Annotated in this window: 20 protein-coding genes; 5 read left to right on the plus strand and 15 right to left on the minus strand. The window is 57.7% G+C overall.

Features of this window, described 5'->3' with window-relative positions; genetic code table 11:
- Positions 1 to 103 precede the first annotated feature (103 nt).
- Complete coding sequence (locus ACED87_RS01815; RefSeq protein WP_449089524.1) at positions 104 to 1,369, plus strand: AMP-binding protein; 1,266 nt, start codon at positions 104 to 106, stop codon at positions 1,367 to 1,369.
- A 90-nt stretch (positions 1,370 to 1,459) separates the two neighbouring features.
- Positions 1,460 to 2,377 carry a 1,4-dihydroxy-2-naphthoate polyprenyltransferase gene (locus tag ACED87_RS01820; protein ID WP_449089526.1) on the plus strand — a complete coding sequence of 306 codons (918 nt, stop codon included), beginning with the start codon at positions 1,460 to 1,462 and terminating at the stop codon, positions 2,375 to 2,377.
- Here the strand turns inward: ACED87_RS01820 and ACED87_RS01825 are convergent.
- A complete protein-coding gene (locus ACED87_RS01825; protein ID WP_449089527.1) occupies positions 2,374 to 2,655 on the minus strand; it encodes a DUF4229 domain-containing protein in 282 nt (93 codons plus the stop codon). The two genes, ACED87_RS01820 and ACED87_RS01825, sit on opposite strands and share 4 nt — an antisense overlap.
- 117 nt (positions 2,656 to 2,772) lie before the next feature.
- Here ACED87_RS01825 and ACED87_RS01830 point away from each other — a divergent pair, with 117 nt between their 5' ends.
- Complete coding sequence (locus tag ACED87_RS01830) at positions 2,773 to 3,174, plus strand: PLD nuclease N-terminal domain-containing protein (protein WP_449089528.1); 402 nt, start codon at positions 2,773 to 2,775, stop codon at positions 3,172 to 3,174.
- Between the two features lie 242 nt (positions 3,175 to 3,416).
- On the opposite strand, the gene ACED87_RS01835 is transcribed toward ACED87_RS01830, so the two are convergent.
- From ACED87_RS01835 to ACED87_RS01885, 11 genes are all read right to left on the minus strand, one after another.
- Complete coding sequence (locus ACED87_RS01835) at positions 3,417 to 3,734, minus strand: PadR family transcriptional regulator (RefSeq protein ID WP_449089529.1); 318 nt, start codon at positions 3,732 to 3,734, stop codon at positions 3,417 to 3,419.
- A 124-nt stretch (positions 3,735 to 3,858) separates the two neighbouring features.
- Positions 3,859 to 4,944: a c-type cytochrome biogenesis protein CcsB gene (ccsB, locus tag ACED87_RS01840; RefSeq protein ID WP_449089530.1), complete on the minus strand. Its 1,086-nt coding sequence runs from the start codon at positions 4,942 to 4,944 to the stop codon at positions 3,859 to 3,861.
- 76 nt (positions 4,945 to 5,020) lie between these two features.
- Complete coding sequence (gene resB / locus ACED87_RS01845; RefSeq protein ID WP_449081221.1) at positions 5,021 to 6,625, minus strand: cytochrome c biogenesis protein ResB; 1,605 nt, start codon at positions 6,623 to 6,625, stop codon at positions 5,021 to 5,023.
- Positions 6,626 to 6,688: 63 nt separating this feature from the next.
- On the minus strand, positions 6,689 to 7,441 hold the full coding sequence (locus ACED87_RS01850) for a cytochrome c biogenesis CcdA family protein (protein ID WP_449081223.1): 753 nt from the start codon (positions 7,439 to 7,441) through the stop codon (positions 6,689 to 6,691).
- Positions 7,434 to 8,042, minus strand: coding sequence for a TlpA family protein disulfide reductase (locus tag ACED87_RS01855; protein WP_449081225.1), 609 nt, complete (start codon positions 8,040 to 8,042; stop codon positions 7,434 to 7,436). The genes ACED87_RS01850 and ACED87_RS01855 overlap by 8 nt, the downstream gene beginning before the upstream one ends.
- 47 nt (positions 8,043 to 8,089) lie before the next feature.
- Positions 8,090 to 8,776, minus strand: coding sequence for a histidine phosphatase family protein (locus tag ACED87_RS01860; protein ID WP_449081227.1), 687 nt, complete (start codon positions 8,774 to 8,776; stop codon positions 8,090 to 8,092).
- Positions 8,777 to 8,833: 57 nt separating this feature from the next.
- Positions 8,834 to 9,088 carry a glutaredoxin family protein gene (locus tag ACED87_RS01865; protein ID WP_449081229.1) on the minus strand — a complete coding sequence of 85 codons (255 nt, stop codon included), beginning with the start codon at positions 9,086 to 9,088 and terminating at the stop codon, positions 8,834 to 8,836.
- Positions 9,089 to 9,247: 159 nt separating this feature from the next.
- Positions 9,248 to 9,346 (minus strand): 30S ribosomal protein bS22, encoded by a 99-nt coding sequence (locus ACED87_RS01870; protein ID WP_005504750.1) that lies wholly within the window; start codon positions 9,344 to 9,346, stop codon positions 9,248 to 9,250.
- 344 nt (positions 9,347 to 9,690) lie between these two features.
- A complete protein-coding gene (locus ACED87_RS01875; RefSeq protein WP_449089531.1) occupies positions 9,691 to 10,848 on the minus strand; it encodes a FadR/GntR family transcriptional regulator in 1,158 nt (385 codons plus the stop codon).
- Positions 10,849 to 10,906: 58 nt separating this feature from the next.
- Positions 10,907 to 11,716: an ArsR/SmtB family transcription factor gene (locus tag ACED87_RS01880; protein ID WP_449081234.1), complete on the minus strand. Its 810-nt coding sequence runs from the start codon at positions 11,714 to 11,716 to the stop codon at positions 10,907 to 10,909.
- 135 nt (positions 11,717 to 11,851) lie between these two features.
- Positions 11,852 to 13,003, minus strand: coding sequence for an acetoin utilization protein AcuC (locus tag ACED87_RS01885; protein WP_449081341.1), 1,152 nt, complete (start codon positions 13,001 to 13,003; stop codon positions 11,852 to 11,854).
- 186 nt (positions 13,004 to 13,189) lie between these two features.
- Between ACED87_RS01885 and ACED87_RS01890 the strand changes: the two genes are divergently transcribed.
- Together ACED87_RS01890 and ACED87_RS01895 are read left to right on the plus strand one after the other, a co-directional pair.
- Complete coding sequence (locus tag ACED87_RS01890; RefSeq protein ID WP_449081236.1) at positions 13,190 to 14,662, plus strand: TrkH family potassium uptake protein; 1,473 nt, start codon at positions 13,190 to 13,192, stop codon at positions 14,660 to 14,662.
- Positions 14,655 to 15,332, plus strand: coding sequence for a potassium channel family protein (locus ACED87_RS01895; RefSeq protein WP_449081238.1), 678 nt, complete (start codon positions 14,655 to 14,657; stop codon positions 15,330 to 15,332). The genes ACED87_RS01890 and ACED87_RS01895 overlap by 8 nt, the downstream gene beginning before the upstream one ends.
- A gap of 449 nt (positions 15,333 to 15,781) precedes the next feature.
- On the opposite strand, the gene proC is transcribed toward ACED87_RS01895, so the two are convergent.
- From proC to ACED87_RS01910, 3 genes are read right to left on the minus strand one after another with little or no spacing between them, the layout of a single operon-like run.
- Positions 15,782 to 16,630 carry a pyrroline-5-carboxylate reductase gene (gene proC, locus ACED87_RS01900; RefSeq protein WP_449081240.1) on the minus strand — a complete coding sequence of 283 codons (849 nt, stop codon included), beginning with the start codon at positions 16,628 to 16,630 and terminating at the stop codon, positions 15,782 to 15,784.
- A gap of 36 nt (positions 16,631 to 16,666) precedes the next feature.
- Positions 16,667 to 17,482, minus strand: a complete 816-nt coding sequence (locus ACED87_RS01905) for a sugar phosphate isomerase/epimerase family protein (RefSeq protein ID WP_449081242.1) — start codon at positions 17,480 to 17,482, stop codon at positions 16,667 to 16,669.
- A gap of 2 nt (positions 17,483 to 17,484) precedes the next feature.
- A complete protein-coding gene (locus tag ACED87_RS01910) occupies positions 17,485 to 18,471 on the minus strand; it encodes a Ppx/GppA phosphatase family protein (RefSeq protein ID WP_449081244.1) in 987 nt (328 codons plus the stop codon).
- Between the last annotated feature and the right edge of the window lie 6 nt (positions 18,472 to 18,477).

The raw sequence follows: 18,477 nt of genomic DNA on the forward strand, positions 1-18,477 counted from the left end.
GGCTAAAGCTCCCCGATGTGAAAAGACAGTTCCTAGGTCTCATACGACAGAGGAGTCTATTATCGTTGAGGGTAGAGAGCCGTGTGGAAGGAAATACACTGTGATGCCCCCAAGCAAACCCCTATCCCCTCTTACCGCCAGGGTTGAAACAGGCAAGGACGCTGTTCGGGTTGGTGCCCAGCTACACCACGAACCGCTCACTGCGGTCAAGGATATGCTGGCTCAGTTTGAGCGGCTCTTTGGCCAGGGGCAGGACGGCCCCGCCCTGGTTGTTGCCACCAGCGGCTCCACCGGCGCCCCCAAACAGACGGTGCTATCGGCCTCAGCTTTGGTGGCTTCAGCCCGCGGCACCGAAGCCGCTACAAACACCCACGCCGCCCAGTGGCTCCTTGCCCTGCCCTTGCAGTACGTTGCCGGGGCTCAGGTGGTGGCCCGGTCTGCCCTGGCTGGCACTGTTCCTGTACTTACTGATTCGGTAAGTCAGAGGGGCCGTTTCACCGCCCAGGATTTTGTGAGTTCTGCAGAAAAGCTCTCTGCCCAGAACCGACTGGTTTCCCTGGTACCCACCCAGCTCCATCACCTTCTGGAAACTCTTGATAGCCCCCTAGGCGATGAAACTCTCGAGGCTCTTCGGTCCTTCTCTGCCCTTCTCTTAGGCGGCGCCCCGGCCAGCGCCGACCTCATCAGCACCGCCCGCGGCCTGGCCCTACCTGTGGTGCGCACCTACGGCTCGGCTGAAACCGCTGGGGGCTGCGTTTATGAGGGTAAGCCGCTGCCGGGCGTCCGCGTTTTCTGTGAGCCTACACAAGACGCTCCCCCTAGCCCAGAGGCACCTGGCAGAATCTGGTTGGGTGGGCCCACTATTGCCAGCGGTTACGCCCAGGATCAGCAGCGCACAGCCGCCCATTTCTTTACCGATGAGCAGGGAACCCGCTGGTACCGTACCGATGATCTGGGCAGCTTCGACCAGTCCACTGGCGCTCTTACAGTGATGGGGCGGGCCGATGATGTGCTAATTTCTGGTGGTATCAAGACCAGTGCGGGGGCTGTTGCTACTGCCCTGGAATCCCACCCTGCCGTGCGGGAAGCTCTCGTGGTCGGGGTGCCAGATAGCCGCTGGAGTACCGCTATTACCGCCGCCATCACCCTGGTAGCTGGCAGTAGCGAACCCCCGCACGACCTGGTGGAGGCCCTGCCCCAGCTGGTGGCAGAGACACTGGGGGCAGCGTCTGCCCCCAAACTGGTGAAGGTACTCCCTGAGCTGCCTGCCCTGCCCACTGGCAAGCCTGACCGCAGAGCAGTTCAGGGGCTTTTGGCCAAGGCCTGGCAAGACCAGCAGGTAAGCCGGGGCACATCAGGCGGTAGCTAGCAGGCGCAGGCCGCTAAAAAGTGAGAGAATGGTGTGTATTTGTGGCGTATCTGCGCCACCTAGGCACCCAGGCTAACAAGGAGCGAGGCAGTGGCAACAGTTGCACAATGGATTGAAGGGGCGCGTCTGCGCACACTCCCCTTGGCGGCAGCTCCTATTATTGCTGGCTCCGCCGCAGCCTACGAAGTGCACCAGTTCAAGCCTGCCCGTGCCTTACTGGCCTTCCTGGTAGCTTTCTTCTTGCAGGTGGGCGTCAACTACGCCAACGACTACTCCGACGGCATTAAAGGTACGGACGAAGTCCGTGTAGGGCCCCTGCGCCTGGTCGGCTCAGGTGTGGCCAAACCTGCCCACGTGAAGATGGCAGCTTTCCTTTGCTTCGGCTTAGCGGGTCTGAGCGGACTGGGCCTGGTTCTGCTCTCTCAGCAGTGGTGGTTCCTGGCGATTGGTGCCTCGGCTGTGCTGGCGGCCTGGGGCTACACCGGTGGCAAGCACCCCTACGGTTACATGGGTCTAGGGGATATCTTCGTCTTTATCTACTTCGGCTTGGTTGCCACTTTGGGCACCATGTTCACTCAGAGTAACCAGCTCACCTTGAGCTCTTGGGTCTTCGCGATTGCTCTTGGGCTCTTTTCTTGTGCCCTGCTGATGGCTAATAATGTGCGTGATATTCCCACCGATATTGAGGCCGGTAAGAAAACCTTGGCGGTGCGGTTGGGCGACCGTGCTTCACGTATTGTCTATGCCGCAGAGATGGCCCTGGGCTTGGCTCTTACCACCTTGTTGGTACCGCAGAACCCCTGGTATGCCCTGGCTTTTATTCTGCTGGGGCCGGTCGTGCATTCGGCCTTAGTGGTGCTCTCAGGTGCCCTGGGGCGTGATCTGATTCCGGTGCTCAAACAGGCTGGCCTCATTGCCTTGGCCTATTCGCTTTTGGTTGCGCTGGCGGTTGCCCTGCACCCGCTGGAGATTTTTGCGGAGCGGGCTACGGTCTTTACCGGCTATTAGAGGCCTTGGCTGCGGCGGGCAGCTTCGTCTAGTTCATCTTCAAGGGCCTGGTTTTCTGCTTCAAGACTTGTCGTGGGTTTCTTCTTGCGGTAAATCATGCGGTTGAAGTCTGTTGCTGCGGCATCGTGCAGGCGGGGGAAGGCCAGGTAGCAGATAGCAAAACCAATGATTGCGCCAAAGATAATAGCCAGGATGAAGCCCACCCCAAAGTAGTAGGAGGCGAAGAAGGCGGCGGCTGAGATGAGCAGGCGGAGCAGGGAGTATTTCAGAAAATTCACCCCTTTATTCTACCTACCTGCTGTGGGAGGGGCCTGCTGGGGCGGGCGTCCGCGCACCTGGCACGCTCTGAGCGCACAAAGTGGGGCTGGCGGGTCTCTTCATGGAAAAATGGGGGTATGGGTAGAGCTATTTTGATGATTGGCGGCGCCGCTCTTTTACTGGGCGTGTGGATTTATTCGATTCTGGATGCCGCTCAGACCGACCGTTTGCGTGTGCGCGCCCTGCCTAAGGGGGCCTGGCTTGCTGTGCTGGTGCTCTTTCCTCTGGTGGGTTCGGCGCTCTGGTTTTGGTTGGGGCACCCGCGTGGGTCACGGCACGGATCTTTCGGGGCACCTGCTGCTAAGCCGCCGGTGGCACCTGATGATGACCCTGAGTTTTTACAGTTCCTTGAGGCCCGCGCCCGCCGCGAGCGCCAGGACGCCCAGTGGCAAGAACGCAAGAACCGTAAGGAGACCGGCGAGCAGGGCGACGACACTACCGATTCCACGGACGATAAGGATCGCCCAGCGTCAGAATGAGCTGGACTGCGCTTTTGTCTGACGGTAGGCCCGGTAGTGTCTTCTGGTTTCAAAAGCACCACCGATGACAATGACAGCTAGGAGTGGTAGGCGCCAGGTCAAGCTAGCGTAGTCATCAGTCGTGTAAAGTCCGTAACCCCATATACCGAATGTCGCGAGCATGAGTAGAGAATGCAGATAGAGCCGACAAGGGTTAGTTGCCATGTCTCCTCCTTGAGTCATGGTGAAACGCTTCCGGTGGTTTAGGCCCCGAGGGCGCTAGTAAGCCGGGCTAGGGTGGCCCGTTCCTTGGCGAGTTGGCGGGCGCCTGCGTCCGTGAGCCGGTACTGGCGGCGGGCGGGGCCGCTCTTCCCTTCTGTCCAGGTGGTGGTGACGTACCCGGCTTCTTCGAGTTTGGAGAGGGCCGGGTAGAGGGATCCGCCGCGTAGTCGTCCGTAGCCCAGCTCTTCTAGGCGGGTAGCTAGGCCGTAGCCGTGCAGGTCGTCCTGCTCTAGGCAGGCCAGGACGGCGGTGGGTAGGGTTGCCCGGATCAGGGAAGGCGGGTAGATAGTAGATTGCATATCACACTCCTCACATATCTAAGTACAACATATACCTAGATAGGTTTCAACCCCTACCCGCCCACAAGAAAGCGCCACTAACTCCCCACTTGGGGAACCACTGGCGCTTACCCAACTGACCGGCTTACAGCCCCGAGTAGGAGTGCAGGCCTGAGAAGTAGACGTTGACTACGGTGAAGTTGAAGATGATGCAGAGGTAGCCGGTGATGGAGAGCCAGGCGCTGGGCGGGCCTGACCAGCCGCGGGTGGCGCGGGCGTGCAGGTAGGCTGCGTAGACCACCCAGATGATGAAGGTCCACACTTCTTTGGTGTCCCACCCCCAGTAGCGTCCCCATGCTTTCTCTGCCCAGATGGCGCCAGCGCCCAGGGTGAAGGTCCACATGGCAAAGCCGACGGTGTTGAGGCGAAAGGAGAAGTTTTCCAGGGCGGTCGATGTGGGAATGAGACGCATGAAGCCTAGGCGGGTTAGGGGGCTAGCGGTTTCTTCGATGAGGTGGCGCTCCCGAGAGGTTTGCACCAGTTGTAGGACGGCCATGGCGAAGGTGATGGTGAAGATTGCTGAGGCCAGTACGGCAATCGATACGTGAATGACTAGCCAGTAGGACTGGAGGGCGGGCATTAGCTGCCCTACGGGGGTGGGGTAGGCGATGGTGGCTGCGGTCATCATGGTCAGTGCCAGGCCAGAGACGAGAGTGCCGACAAAGCGTAGGTCACGGAAGATGAGAAAGCCTAGGTACACTGCAACAACTAGTAGGGCGCCGGTCGTGCAGAATTCGTACATGTTGCCCCAGGGTACGCGGTTGGCGGCAAAGGCTCGTGAGAGCACACCTGCTAGGTGGATCAGGCAGCCCAGGGCCAGGATGGCCACGCCTGCTCGGGCAGCGGGGCGGCGTTCGCCGGTGCCGTAGCGCATCTCTGAGTCGGCCACGTGGCCTGCTATTTTGGTGGCGGCAGCTTTTTTGTAGCCCATGCCGCGGGTGCCGGTTCCTTGCTCGGTTCCGCTGATGCGGGCTGTGCGGGCGTTTGTGGTCTTGGTGCTGACAAGTTCTTTGTCAGGTTGGGGGGTGTTGGCAGCTTCGAGGCGTTTGGTGGTGCGGGAGTGGGCGGCGATGTCCCAGGTGAAGGCGATAAAGGCCACCATGTAGGTGATGGCTGCGAGGTACATGAAGAGTTCGCTCCAGCGGGCGAGTTCTATGTTGACTTCTGACATGGTGTTCTCACTTCACGGGTGGAGGTAGGGTGCGGACGCCGGTGCCCGGCCAAGTGTACAGGTAGTGGTGGGTGGGTTAGGCTTCATCAAATTCTAGCCCCCACCGCTGGGCAAAGAGGTCGGTGAGTTTTTCTGCTTCGGCGGCAAGGCGGGGGTCTTCGCCGCGGGCCAGTAGGCCGTATTCGATGGTGAGTAGGCGGTCTTCTCCGCTGCCGCTTTGGGTGGCGCGTACCCAGACGCGGCGGCGGGCGACAAAGACTGAGATGAGCAGGCCCCCAAAGAGGAGGGCTGCTGAGGCCAGGGCCAGGGGGCGGCCGGGGTCTGATCTGATTTCGATACCGGCATAGCGTTTGACGCCTAAGAATTCAATGGTTCCGTGGCCCTTGGGCAGGGTGGCGGTGGGGTTGCGGGCATCCAGGACGATGCCGTTACCTGCGGCCATGGTATTGAGGGGTTCGAGTTTGTCGATGTCTAGCACGTAGACGTTTTGGGGTATGCCCTGGTCAAGCCCTAGGTCACCGGTGTAGCTTTGGAGTACCAGCATGGGGTTGAGGAGGTCTGAGTCGATGGAGGTGGGGGGTTTGCCGGGGGTGCGTTCGCCGGTGGGCAGGAACATGCCGACAAAACCTAGCTGCTGGGGGTGGGCGTCCGGCACTTTGAGCACCACGGAGGAAAGGTAGCTCTGGCCAGAGGGCAGGCCTACCACTGGCCCTTCGTAGGCGGTGGAGCCATCGGCGTTGCTGATGCGGATGACCGGGGCGTAGCCGTTGCCGAGTAGGTAGATGGAGGTGCCCTCAATGTAGATGGGTTCGTTAACTTTGAGGGTCTGGTTGTACTCTTGGCCGTCTGCTGTGGTGAGGGTGAACTGGGCTTGGTAGTTGATGTCTGAGCCGTAGGTGGGTGAGCCTTCTTGACGGTCGTAGTCGACGGTTAGCTCGTTCATGGTGGCCGAGTAGGGTACTAGCCAGTCGGGGTTGTAGTTGGTGCCGGGGCTAAAAGAGTCGTAGGAGACCAGGGAGTTGACGAAGGTTTCGTCTTCGGTGACGATGCGCTGGCCGTTGTAACCAAAGAGGGAGCCTACTGCTACTGCGATGAGCACACCGATCATGGCCAGGTGGAAGAGGATATTGCCGAGTTCGCGCAGGTAGCCGCGTTCGGCAGAAACGTTGAAAACACCGGGGGCTTCTTCGCAGATTTCGATGCGGTAGCGGCGCTGTTTCAGGATGTCTGCTGCGTCTTTAATTGCGGTAGCGGCGGTCAGCTCCCCTACCCCGGCGCTGTGGGGGATGGTGAGGGTGCGGTGCTGGGGCAGGCGGGTAAAGTTCTTGGGGGTTCGGGCTGGTGCTGAGCGCATGGCCCGATAGTGCTTGGCTGCGCGGGGGATGACGCACCCAATCAGGGAGATGAAGAGCAGAAGGTAGATAGCTGCGAACCAGGCTGATGAGAAGACGTCAAAGAGCTGGATTTTATCGGCGATAGGGCCCCAGGTGGGGTGCACTTGGATGTAGTTGGCTACGGCGGTGGGGTCTTGGATACGCTGGGGGAAGATAGAGCCAGGTACTGCCGCAACTGCCAGCATGAGTAGCAGGAAGAGGGCGGTGTTCATCTTGGTCAGTTGTGTCCATGCCCAGCGGAGCATTTCCAGCGGCCCTAGGGTGGGGGCGTCCTGAGTCTCTGCCATATTTTCCTTGCTGTCTTTGGTGGTGTGTCTCGGTGAGGTGGGTGCCCTGGGGCCTGGGTGCGGTTAGATGGGGAGTTCGTAGACCGGCATACTGGCTTGAAACCAGGAGATGATCTGGTTCCAGAGGCCGGTAGCGAGCAGTAGGCCGATGATGATGAGCATGCCCCCGCCTAGGCGTTGGAGTAGGAGCCTGTTTCTGCGGGCCCAGCCCATGGTGTTAACACCCCGGGCGACGCCCAGTGCTACTAGCAGGAAGGGGACTCCTAGGCCTAGGCAGTAGGCGGCAGTCAGTAGCACTGCCTTGGTGTTATCTGAGCCGCCGGTGTAGACCAGGGTTTGCACGGCCGCGAAGGTGGGGCCGATGCAGGGGGCCCAGCCCAGCCCGAAGGTGATGCCCAGGACAGGTGCCCCCCAGAGGCCAGCCGGGGGTTTAGCCTCAATTTTTCGATCGCGCTGGAAGAAAGGTACACGGCCCATAAAAACCAGGCCCATGAGCATCACCAGCAGGCCTAGCACCAGGTTGACCCAGCCTTGCCCACGTAACCAGGGGGCAGCCCCTAGCTGGGCTAGCACCACAGACATGAGCACAAAAATGAGGGAGAAACCCAGCACGAAAAGGCTGATACCAGTCACCATGCGTAGCTTGCGGCGGCGGTCACTCAGTTCACCGCCAGATAGCCCGGTCACATAGCCCAGGTAGCCGGGCACCAGGGGCAGGACGCAAGGGGAGGCAAAGGAGACTAGGCCCGCCAGTGCCGCAAGGGGCAGGGCCAGCCAAAGAGAACCATCAAGAACGATAGTGCCGAAACTAGACACTGACCTGGTCTTCAAGCAGGGTGCCCAGCACAGATTTATCAATTTGCCCCAGAATGCGGGCAGCTACCCGCCCCTGTGTATCAAGGACGATGGTGGTTGGCACCGCCTGGGCGGGCACGTACTTGCTCAGGGCAAGGAGCACCTTACCGTTCAGGTCGCGGAAGGAGGGGTAAGGAACCCCAAAATTCTTTTCGAAGGCTTCTGCGGTGCCTTTTTCATCGCGCACATTAGCCCCGTAGAAGGCGACCTGCTGCCCGTAGGTCTCGTAGAGTCCGTTGAGCAGGGGGGCTTCAGCCCGGCAGGGGGCGCACCCGGCATACCAGAAATTCAGCAGAACAGGTTTGCCACGCAAATCGGCAGCTGATATAACGGTGCCGTCAAAGAGCTCATTTTCAAAATCAACAGGTTGGCCCCGCTGTTCTTCGGCGTATTCAGTGACGCTCCCGTCCCCTGCAATGTAGCCCTTAGAGTCCCCCGCATCGGCCTGAGTGGCTAGGGAGTCCTGGCCTGATGAGCAGGCAGAGAGCAGACCCAGGCTTCCGAGGGCGGCAATACTCAGAGCCTGCTTACGGCTCAGCTGGAGGGAAAGAAGGGCAGACATGGGGTGCAGGTCTTTCAGATCAGGGTGGGCGCTGGGTGTCGGTGCCATTATGACCCCGGCAACTGGATAACACCTGAATAGAGCTCAGCAGCAGGCTCACAGTAAGAGAGGTCGGGTTTGCCGGGGGCAAAAATATTGGGGAAGGTGAGACTTGTAATGGAAGCTAAGTTGCACTGGCGGCTTCGCGGATCATGCGGCAGCGCCCCACCTTCAACAGAGGTGCGGGCCATCCAGATAGGCAGCTGGTGGGAAACAATAATTGCTTCTGCCCCGTCCCCGCCTTTCTGGTAGGCGGTGCGGGCGGCGTCCTTAATAGCCTGGGCCATACGGGTAACCTGCTCCCGGTAGGGTTCACCCCAGGAGGGACGCAGGGGGTTAAGCAGGTGCTTCCAGTGGCGGGGGTTGGTCAGCAGCTCTTCTTTATTAACGTGCAAGCCCTCAAAGTAGTTATCGGCCTCAATGACGCGCTCATCAGGCTGGGCGACCAGGCCCAGAAGTTCCTCGATGGGGGCAGCAGATTCACGGGTGCGGGTCAGCGGGGAGCAGACCAGGTGCACAATCTTGGCCCCGGCGTCCGCACGGCGTTTGAACTCTTCAGCTGAGAGACGCACCATCTTCTGCCCAGCCTCAGACAGGTGATAGTTGGGTAGACGCCCGTAAACGATACGGTCGGGGTTGTGCACCTCGCCGTGGCGCATCAGGTGTACGGTGACAGTTGCCGAAGAAGTGTTCATACCTCTAGTCTCTCAAACCTGGGCAGGGAGCGCTAACTATTGAGCTGTAGCAGCCCCTCACTCTGCTAATTTTTTCTCAATTATTTTAGCCAGGCGCTTGGCGTTGACCTGCCAGAAGTCCTTGACCTCACCGTCAACTCGCAGCACCGGGATTTCATTGCGGTGGCGTTCTAGTAGTTCGGGGTGCTCTTCAATATTGATTTCTGTATAGGTTAGCCCATAGCTATCTGCTACCTGGCCGGTGGTTTGGCAGGCGGCCTCGCAGAGGTGGCAGCCTGGCTTGGTCAGCAGTTCAATCAGTGGTATAGCCATTGCTCCACCCTAGCGTGCTCTTGCTGTGCCCGGCTACGGGTAGGCGTCTGTGCTTTATTGGCCCTGGAAAGCTTTATTAGCTGTGGAAACCTTTATTGGCTGTGGGGAAAACAGCGCGAGCCCCGCACCGAGATAGGTGCGGGGCTCGCGGTGAAGAATTTACTTCTTGTTGCGGCGCTGGTGGCGAGTCTTGCGAAGAAGCTTGCGGTGCTTCTTCTTAGACATACGCTTGCGGCGCTTCTTGATAACTGAACCCATTGGATTCACCTCACTTATTAAATAGTGGTCGATACCCGGCCGATGGCAACCACCCAGGGGTGGTAGGTCGGTAGCTATCCGGGCGCTATACCGGTATAAACGCTCCAAAGCACGCATAAAGGGCATAGCAATACCCTCGGCGTGAAAAACGCTCTCTCCCAAGCCTACAGGTAAACAGAAATTTTCGCTCCCTGTTCACCGGCAAGTGAGAGCATTTTCTCGTTTTATCTACCTTCTGAGGCTTATTGTCAGCCTGCGGGTAGCTCTTATTCAGGGCAGGTGCCCTCTTATCTTTTGCTCCACCCACAGATTCTTACCAGCAGGCAGGGCAGGGTACCCAACCCCTAGGGGGCAGGGGTGCTTTTACGGAAACCGAAATAACCTACCAGGTCAAAACGCTTTTTGAGCTGCTGCACAGTGGGGTGCTGGGAGGTGGCTGCAGGAGTTCTACCTTCTGCGTATTCCCCCGTAGCAGGCTGGGGCAGGTTTATCGTAGGAGCAGCCGCTAGCTGGCTGGGTTCGGCACCTGTGGTCTTAGTTTCAGCTTTCTGCAAGGAGCAGGCTGGGCGGACGGCTGGGCTCACCGTCCCCTGCCGACGGCGGGTAGCACTGGCAGTAGCGGAGCCTGTATCAGCAGCGGCACCTGTAGCGGAGGCAGCGTCAATGGGCTGGATGGTAGCTAGAGCTTTAAAGAGCCCCGGTTCAAGAGGGTCAGCCCCCAGGGGGCCATCCCAGCTCTCAGGGATGAGCTCCTGGGCTTCTACCTCAATAGGTTTGAGGTTAAGGTCGTTAGATTCCTGGGTTTGGGCAGTAAGGTCTACCTGGTGCCCGGCTTCAGCAAAACGCTCGTGCAGATTGGCTTTGAGCAGGGTCTGGGCTAGCGCCGCATCACCGCAGCAGGCCGCATCGACGATAGCACGGTATTCCATGCGCAGGCGGGCGGCAGTGGCACTCCACAGGGGCACCTGGCTTACCAGCTCAAAGCGGGCCTCAATCATGGCAGCACGCAGGGTCGCCAGCAGGGCTGAGGCCAGGGCGTTGCCCGATAGGCGCCCTAGCTGGATATGAAAGTCGGCTTCAAGCTCATGAAAGTCGCTCAGGCTAGTATCAGCACTCTGCATAGCCTCAAGGATGCGATCTAGTTCTTCAAAAGCTGACTGATCGTAGGTGGGCCCTGCCAGGGCATGGTGTTCAAGGAGCAGGCAGGTTGCCAGGAGGTCTTGGCGAGGGGAGGGGGAGCTAGCCAGGTAAAGGCTAATGGCAGGCCCAGCTAGGACGGCTGGCTCTCGCACCAGTTGAGCGATAATGCTCTTTTTCCGCCCCTCATAGAGCTTCAGCACCCCAATTTCTTCCCAGTGTTTGAGGCTTTCCCGCATATGGTTCTGGCTGATGCCCACCTGTTGGGCCAGGGCCCTATCATCGGGCAGGTTATCGCCCAGACGCAGGGTCTGGTTAATCAGTTCGTTCTCGATCCAGTCGAGAAGCTGCTGATGGTGTGCCATACAGTTGTGCGGTGTCCTTCAAAGCTAAGGGTTTATGGGGTAAGGCAGGAGCAAGAACCTAGCGAGAGCTACGACGGCCCCAGCGGGTGAGCTTGGCCAGTAGGCCACGGTCATCGTTTTCTTCTGCACCGGCTCGCTGATGAGCCTGAGCGTCTGCTACTTCTGCACGCGCCTCAGCCTCAGCTACCACCTGACGAGCTTCTTCCAACCCAGCCATACCATGCACTATACCCTCGTCATCACCAGTCTTCGGTGCTGTGGCATCGCTGACGCCCTGCTCGGGGGTCACGGTATCTTGCTGGGGGATCCGCTCAGAGGTTGAAACCGTATAGTTCAGGGGGCCTTCATCTGGTGCACCCAGGCTCAGCCCCTGCGCTAGCAGGCGCACCTGCTCGCTCACGGCATCCTGTTCCTTAGCCGCATCGTACTCCACTTTGATCGGTATCTGGCCCACAGCGTCCTCTTCTGCCAGCCCCTTGCTCAAGGTGGGGGTGAAAGGGGCAAGAGGGGTGAAGGTAATACCGGCGGTAATAGGGCGAGGCCCATCAGTAGTAGAAGCTTTCACCAGTTTCTGGGCGGTGGCCTCTGAAGGGGCAGAATCGGTGGCAGGAGAAACGATGAGATTCCGAGCCCAATTGGTGATAGTGGTTAGGGGCTGGGGGGTAATAGAGTAAAAACGCTTTTGGCCTACCGCCTCGGTTTCAACCAGACCGGCAAGGCGGAGCACCTTGAGGTGCTTGGATACGGTGGGCTGGCTGACGCTTAGCTCCTCAACCAACTCACCCACAGCTAGCCGCTCAGTTGCCAGGGCTTGGAGGATGTGCCGCCGGGTGGGGTCAGCGATAACAGCAAAGATGTCGTCTTTCATACTGACATCTTTACACATATATACCCACAATTGCATGTTTAAACCGCAAAAATAGGGACAATTTTTGCTTTTCTCCAGGTAGCACCCAGGTTGAGAACGTCATGAGCCACCCAAAAAAGCCCACAACATGCCGCCTTAGTCATACCAAGGGTCAATCCCCCACAAGGGAAAAACTTCCTTACGGGTGGCCATAATACTGCGGTCCACACTACTGCCGGGATCATAGCCAACCTCCCAGGAACACCACCACAGATCAACAGGGTCCCCCATCAGGGTGGGCACCTGACTACCGTATTTTTCACGCATATAAACCTGCCACGATTCCGGAGTGGGCATATTAATATCAAGCGGCTGGCCCGCAGCCACCGCAATAAGGTGGCTCCACGAACGAGGCACAGCGTCATAGATGGGATACCCCCCTCCCCCAGTGGCAACCCAGCGACCTTCACACAACTCCTCCGCCAGTAAAGAAATGTGAGCGGCAATTTCACGCTGCCCGTTAATACTGATGTTCAGGTGCGACATATCATCAGTCATATGCGAGTCACACCCATGCTGGCTCACCACCACCTGGGGCTGAAACTGACGCAAGAGGCTAGGCACCACAGCATCAAAGGCCCGCAACCAGCCAGAATCAGTGGTGCCTTCAGGCACCGCAATATTGACAGAGGTTCCATTAGCCTCCCCCTCAGGGCCCACCTCATTAGCGAACCCAGTACCAGGAAAGAGGGTCATACCGCTTTCATGCAGAGAAACCGTCATAACCCGGGGGTCATCCCAGAAAATACTCTGCGTGCCATCCCCATGGTGAGCATCCACATCAATATAGGCAACCCTCTGGGTTCCTGCCTCAAGCAGACGAGCTATGCCCACCGCACAATCGTTATAGATACAAAAACCGCTCGCATGATCACGAAAGGCATGGTGCATGCCCCCACCAAAATTAACCGCGTGCTTAACCTTGCCGCTCAAAATAGCTTCGACTGCCTGATAGGTTCCGCCCGCCAGTCGGGCAGAGGCCTCATGCACCCCCTTAAAGCCGGGGGTGTCCTCAGTGCCTAGCCCGCAGCTGGCGATGGTCAGTTGTGGGTTGGCGCTGATTTTTTGCACCGCATCAATATAGGGGTAATCGTGGGCCAGCATGAGCTGCTGCAAGGTAGCAATTTCAGGCTCTTCCAGCTGCACCTGGGGGAGGTCAAAAATTCCGAGGTCACGGGCCAGGGATGCTGTGGCGTCTAAGCGTGAAGGGTGCATGGGGTGGTAGTCGCCAAAATAGTAGTTAGCCATAATAGGGGACCAGAGCACCCGAACGTCGGTGGGTCTGAGACGGTCAATCGTAGCCACCCACACCACCTCCCCTGGTAAGTTGGGTCACACTTACCATTAAACACATAAAACTCTGTAGGCACTATACCCCACACACATAGCAGGCAGACTACGCTAGAAACGGCAGCAGAAAGCGAGGTGAAAAAGATGAGCAAACTTGTGCGCAAAGCCCAGGATCGCAAGCAAACTCCCCCAGCAACCACAGAGGAGCACCTGGAATACCACCAGCTACTTCACATCGTGAAGCTCTCAGCAGCCATCCAGGCCCGCATCACTCACTTTCGCGATGTCATAGACCGTCTTTTTGGCTCCTCGTCCTCCCGCATTGCCATCGCAGCCTTCTTACTGGTCATCATTTTCTTCTCCTTCATGCTCTACACTCCCTGGGCTTCACGCAACGGGCAGCAGGTGGACTTCCACCATGCAGTATTTACAGCAACCAGCGCAGTAACCGTCACCGGCCTGACCACGGTATCCACCGCCGAACAATGGACCTTCTTCGGTCAGCTCATGATTCTCTTAGGCTCCCAAATCGGTGGACTAGGCACACTCACCCTCACCTCCATTCTGGCGCTAGCTGTGGGCCGCAAACTGGGCCTACGCTCCAAAATCATCGCCCAAGAATCCCTAAACATCGGGCGCCTGGGTGAAGTTGGCTCCGTGTTACGCACCGTAGCTTTCACCTCCATCTCCATTGAAGCCCTCATCGCCCTCACCCTCATTCCCCGCTTTCTCATACTGGGTGAACCCCTCTGGCAGGCCATCTGGCACGGCACCTTCTACGCAGTCTCATCCTTCAATAATGCAGGCTTCACCCCCCATACAGACGGCATCGTCCCCTACGGCCACGACCTCTGGATTCTTTTCCCCATAGCACTAGGGGTCATGGTCGGTTCCTTAGGGTTCCCGGTAATTTTGGTCTTACGCAACAACCTGCGCTTTAGCAAGTGGAACCTCAACGCCAAGCTCACCATTATCGGCACGCTGGTTCTCTTTGCCCTAGGCTCCTTGGCCTGGGGCGCCCTAGAGTGGGGCAACGAGCACACCGTCGGCAGTATGAGCGTGGGCGATAAAATGCTCAACGCCGCCTTTGCCTCCATCATGACCCGCTCTGGTGGCTTCAACATGGTCAATATGGCAGATATTCACCCCGTCACCATGCTGCTGACCGATGTGCTCATGTTTATCGGTGGCGGTTCAGCTTCCACCGCTGGCGGCATCAAAATCACCACCATCACCGTGGTCTTTCTGGCCATCTTGGCCGAAGCTCGCGGCGACCAATTCGTGGTGGCTTTCAACCGCACCATTCCCGACGCCGTCCTGCGCATCGCCATCTCCGTCATTATGATGAGTGCCATGTTCGTACTGGTAGGCACCACAGCCATCATGCTCATTGGCAATGTAGGTTTAGACAGGGCCCTTTTTGAGGTCATCTCAGCCTATGCCACCTGCGGCCTCTCCACCGGCCTATCAGCCCAGTTGCCGCCCTCTGGTACCTACATTCTTTCTGTGCTCATGCTCGTTGGCCGTATCGGTACTATCACCGTAGCCACTGGGTTAGCCATGCGCTCGCGCCGCCGCCTCTACAAGTTCCCCGAAGAAAGGCCCATCATTGGCTAGAAATGACTTCCGCCCAGCCCATAGTGCCCCCGTGCTGGTGATTGGCCTAGGACGCTTTGGCTCGGCTACCGCAGCCCAGCTAGTTCGCCAGAATAAGGAAGTGCTGGCGGTTGAAAAAGACCCCGTGCTGGTACAGAAATGGTCAGGCGACCTCACCCACGTGGTTGAGGCTGACGCTACCGATATGAACGCCTTACGCCAGCTAGGGGCACAGGATTTTACGTCCGCCGTGGTGGGTGTAGGCACCTCTGTTGAGGCCTCGGTCCTTATCACCGCTAATCTGGTGGATCTGGGTATCGAGCGAATCTGGGCTAAAGCAATCACCCCTTCACATGGCAAGATTCTCTCCCGTATTGGAGCACACCAGGTTGTTTACCCTGAGTCAGATGCCGGAGTGCGGGCAGCCCACCTGGTTTCGGGCCGTCTACTGGATTTCATCGAGTTCGATGATGACTTCGCCATCGTAAAGATGTTTCCGCCTAAAGAGACTCACGGTTTCACTTTGGCTGAATCGGATGTGCGCTCTAAGTACGGGGTAACCATTGTGGGGGTGAAGTCTCCGGGTGAAGAAATCACCTATGCAAGGCCCGATACGCGGGTGTCTTCACGGGATTTGCTGATTGTCTCAGGCCAGGTAGACCTGATAGAAAGATTCGCCGCCCGACCCTGATGTTTTTTCGCCTACAAGAGATGTTTGACTACGCCCTATTCCACCCTGCGCATAGAAAATATTCAGGTGGCTTGTGAAATAGTTCGTCTTTTTTCAGGTTTCAAGGTGCACAAACCCAAAAACTCGCATATAGTTATAACTACCTCTAAAGGTGCGAGTGATTACTGAACGGTCCGCGAACCCGTTCAAGTAACTCAAAACCTGAAGACACCCCGATGGTTCCCCCCTAATCCCATCACCTTCAGGTTGCGAGTCTTCTCATAAGGCCGGATCCCTACCGGTCAATGAGAAAGCTAAAGGCCAGTCCGATTCCCTACGGACTGGCCTTTAGAGTATCCAACAAGAATCTTCACCCATCACACAAAGCAGGCTGCACCCCTACCTAACACCAGGTTTTTAGTGGCACAGCCTGCTCTTATCACAATCTGATCGTCACATATTCTCTAGCCCTATTGTTCAGAGCTGAATTCTTCTGTCATTTCATCATTTCGCGTCAAGCAGGCCCGCATAGCTGTCTCCGTCAGATTAAAAAGGCCCCCCTCAATATAGGCCGTAATTGCCCGATCAGTAGTGCCATTAGGGCTAGTCACAGCCTTACGGAGAGCCTCAGGGTCAGCCTCAACATCCAAGAGATAACCGGCCCCTGCAAGAGTAGCAGCAGCCAACTCGGTAGCAGTCTTTTCATCAAGCCCCAGCTTCACACCCGCAGCGGCCATCGTCTCTGCCAGCAAGAAAGCATAAGCGGGGCCAGAACCAGACACAGCGGTCACCGCCCCCATCTGCTCTTCCTCAACCTCAATCACCTGGCCAGCAGCACCCAGAACCGCCATAGCAGCGTCCTTAAGCTCCTCTGTGACACTCTGCCCCGCAGAAATAGCCAACACACCCTTACCCACCCGGGCAGGAGTATTAGGCATACAACGAATGACAGGCTGCCCAGCAGGCAGGGCCCGCTGCAAAGCCTCTAAGGTAATACCAGCAGCAACCGATACCACCACAGTATGCTCCCCCAGAGCCGGTGAAATCTCACGGGCAAGATCAAGAATGGCATAGGGCTTAACACCCAACAAGACAACCTCAGCGCCCTCAACGGCTTTCAGATTAGCCTTCGCATCATCCTCACCTGCCAGGATAGTAACCTGCTGGGCCCCCTCCCCCAGTTTCTGGCGCAATCTAGCAATGCTGGCGTGAGAACCAACAGTTGCACGCACAGAAGCCGGGTCAGCACCAGCAGCCAGCAGCCCGGAGGCGATAGCACCGTTCATAGAGCCAGTTCCAATAAAAGCAACAGTAGTCATGGTCTTATCCTTCACATATGACAGGCAGTTGAATATTTATCTCGCGAGGTGGGTGCGGGCAAACTGCAAGGTCTCATAGAGCATGTCATCACGCGCCCCTGCCCCCTTGGCCTTACGAGTTGAGACTTCAGCACAGACCACACCCTCAAAATCACTGGCAGCAATGTATTGCAAGGTCTCAGCAACGGGCTGAGTACCGTGACCAGGGATGAGATGCTCGTCCATGACCTTATCGCCAGAACCATCAGTCAGGTGCACATGCCCCAGGCGAGAGCCGATACGTTTGACGGCCTCCAAGGAGTCATCGCCTGCGGCAGCTGCATGGGAGAAATCCCAAGTCATCCAGTCATAGTCAAAACGGGAAGGGTCCCAGTGCGGGGCGTACATCTCTACCGCACGGCCCTTAACCGACCAGGGGTACATGTTCTCCACAGCAATCTTGACCTGCTCAAGCTCCGATATTTCACGCACACCGGCCACAAAGTTCTTAGCATAGAGCCGCTGCCAGCGGAAGGGCGGGTGGGCCACGATGACGTCCGCACCCACAGCCTTAGTCATCTTGGCAGCCATCTGCATCTTATTCCAGGCCCTACCCCAGACCTGCTGGGTCAACAACAAGGTAGGAGCGTGAATAGCAGAAATAGGAATCTGATACTTCTGAATTAGGTCAAGAAGGTCATGAGGCTCCTGGGAGAGAGCCGAGTGAGTGATCATGACTTCCACACTGTCATAGCCCAAATCTACTGCGGTAGAGAAGGTTTCAGGCACGCCCAGAGGGAAGAGACAGGAGGTTGAAAGAGCCACCGGTACAGGTGGGCGGGAAGGCTGCTTGCTAGGTTCTGTGGTGCTCATAGCTAGTCCTGCACAAATTCGGAGAGAGAACGGGGGTCAATCATAGCTTCAGGGCCCTGCTGGGAAAGGTAGTTCATGCGCCGTAGCACCAGGCCCTCACGCAGGGCCCAGGGAGAAACACGCAGACGCTCAACACCAAATATCTCCATGGCAGATTCTGCGGCGATAGCCCCAGCCAGCATCTGCTCAGCACGCACAGCTGAAACACCCGGCAGCCCGGCACGCTGGTCAGGGTCCATAGCCTCAAGACGGCGGGTCCAGAGTTTGAGGTCTTCCAGCAGCATTTCACGTTTAATGAAGGGGCCTGCCGAATAGGGCGCAGCCCCACAGATACGAGCCAGCGAACGGAAGGTTTTAGAGGTTCCCACCACCATATGAGGCTGACCATAGGCAAGAAGCTGGTCAGCTACCGGCTGCAGGGTCTCACGCACATACTTGCGGAGCTTCTTAATTTCTTTAGGTGAGGGCACCGGGCCACTCAACCAGTCACCAGTTAAGCGGGTAGCACCCAAGGGTACAGAAAGAGCATCGTCAGGGTAGGCGTCCATACCGGTAGAGAACTCGAAAGAGCCACCACCAATATCGAAATTAAGGATGCGCCCAGCCCCCCAACCCTGCCAGTGGCGCACCGCGTGGTAGGTGATAGCAGCTTCCTGATCACCGGTAATTTCGGTCAGGTTGACACCGGTCTGATTCTGCACATGTTGCAGCACCTCCGGGCCATTCTTTGACTCACGGATAGCACTGGTAGCAAAGGCCAGCAGGTCCTCTGCACCATGCTTGATAGCGTAGAGCACCGCAGACTTCACAAAGTTCGTCAGACGGTCCCGGCCCTCATCGGTAATATTGCCGCCAGAATCGATGTAGCGCACCAGCTGTAAGGGTTCCTTATGAGAATCAGTGTAAGCCTCAGGGCGGGAACCGAGCTGCCCTTCAATTAGAAGCAGATGGCCAGTATTTGAGCCAATATCAAGCACGCCAAGACGCATGAGTCC

This window comes from Rothia sp. 32237D007AR (genome assembly GCF_053544675.1).

Coding starts and splice junctions, on each gene's coding strand:
- ACED87_RS01815 (WP_449089524.1), top strand. CDS start 104: ATGCCCCCAAGCAAACCCCTATCCCCTCTTACCGCCAGGGTTGAAACA.
- ACED87_RS01855 (WP_449081225.1), bottom strand. CDS start 8,042: ATGTCTGCCCTTCTTTCCCTCCAGCTGAGCCGTAAGCAGGCTCTGAGT.
- proC (WP_449081240.1), bottom strand. CDS start 16,630: ATGACTACTGTTGCTTTTATTGGAACTGGCTCTATGAACGGTGCTATC.
- ccsB (WP_449089530.1), bottom strand. CDS start 4,944: ATGTCAGAAGTCAACATAGAACTCGCCCGCTGGAGCGAACTCTTCATG.
- ACED87_RS01905 (WP_449081242.1), bottom strand. CDS start 17,482: ATGAGCACCACAGAACCTAGCAAGCAGCCTTCCCGCCCACCTGTACCG.
- ACED87_RS01830 (WP_449089528.1), top strand. CDS start 2,773: ATGGGTAGAGCTATTTTGATGATTGGCGGCGCCGCTCTTTTACTGGGC.
- ACED87_RS01910 (WP_449081244.1), bottom strand. CDS start 18,471: ATGCGTCTTGGCGTGCTTGATATTGGCTCAAATACTGGCCATCTGCTT.
- ACED87_RS01880 (WP_449081234.1), bottom strand. CDS start 11,716: ATGAAAGACGACATCTTTGCTGTTATCGCTGACCCCACCCGGCGGCAC.
- ACED87_RS01870 (WP_005504750.1), bottom strand. CDS start 9,346: ATGGGTTCAGTTATCAAGAAGCGCCGCAAGCGTATGTCTAAGAAGAAG.
- ACED87_RS01865 (WP_449081229.1), bottom strand. CDS start 9,088: ATGGCTATACCACTGATTGAACTGCTGACCAAGCCAGGCTGCCACCTC.
- ACED87_RS01835 (WP_449089529.1), bottom strand. CDS start 3,734: ATGCAATCTACTATCTACCCGCCTTCCCTGATCCGGGCAACCCTACCC.
- ACED87_RS01885 (WP_449081341.1), bottom strand. CDS start 13,003: ATGGCTAACTACTATTTTGGCGACTACCACCCCATGCACCCTTCACGC.
- resB (WP_449081221.1), bottom strand. CDS start 6,625: ATGGCAGAGACTCAGGACGCCCCCACCCTAGGGCCGCTGGAAATGCTC.
- ACED87_RS01890 (WP_449081236.1), top strand. CDS start 13,190: ATGAGCAAACTTGTGCGCAAAGCCCAGGATCGCAAGCAAACTCCCCCA.
- ACED87_RS01875 (WP_449089531.1), bottom strand. CDS start 10,848: ATGGCACACCATCAGCAGCTTCTCGACTGGATCGAGAACGAACTGATT.
- ACED87_RS01860 (WP_449081227.1), bottom strand. CDS start 8,776: ATGAACACTTCTTCGGCAACTGTCACCGTACACCTGATGCGCCACGGC.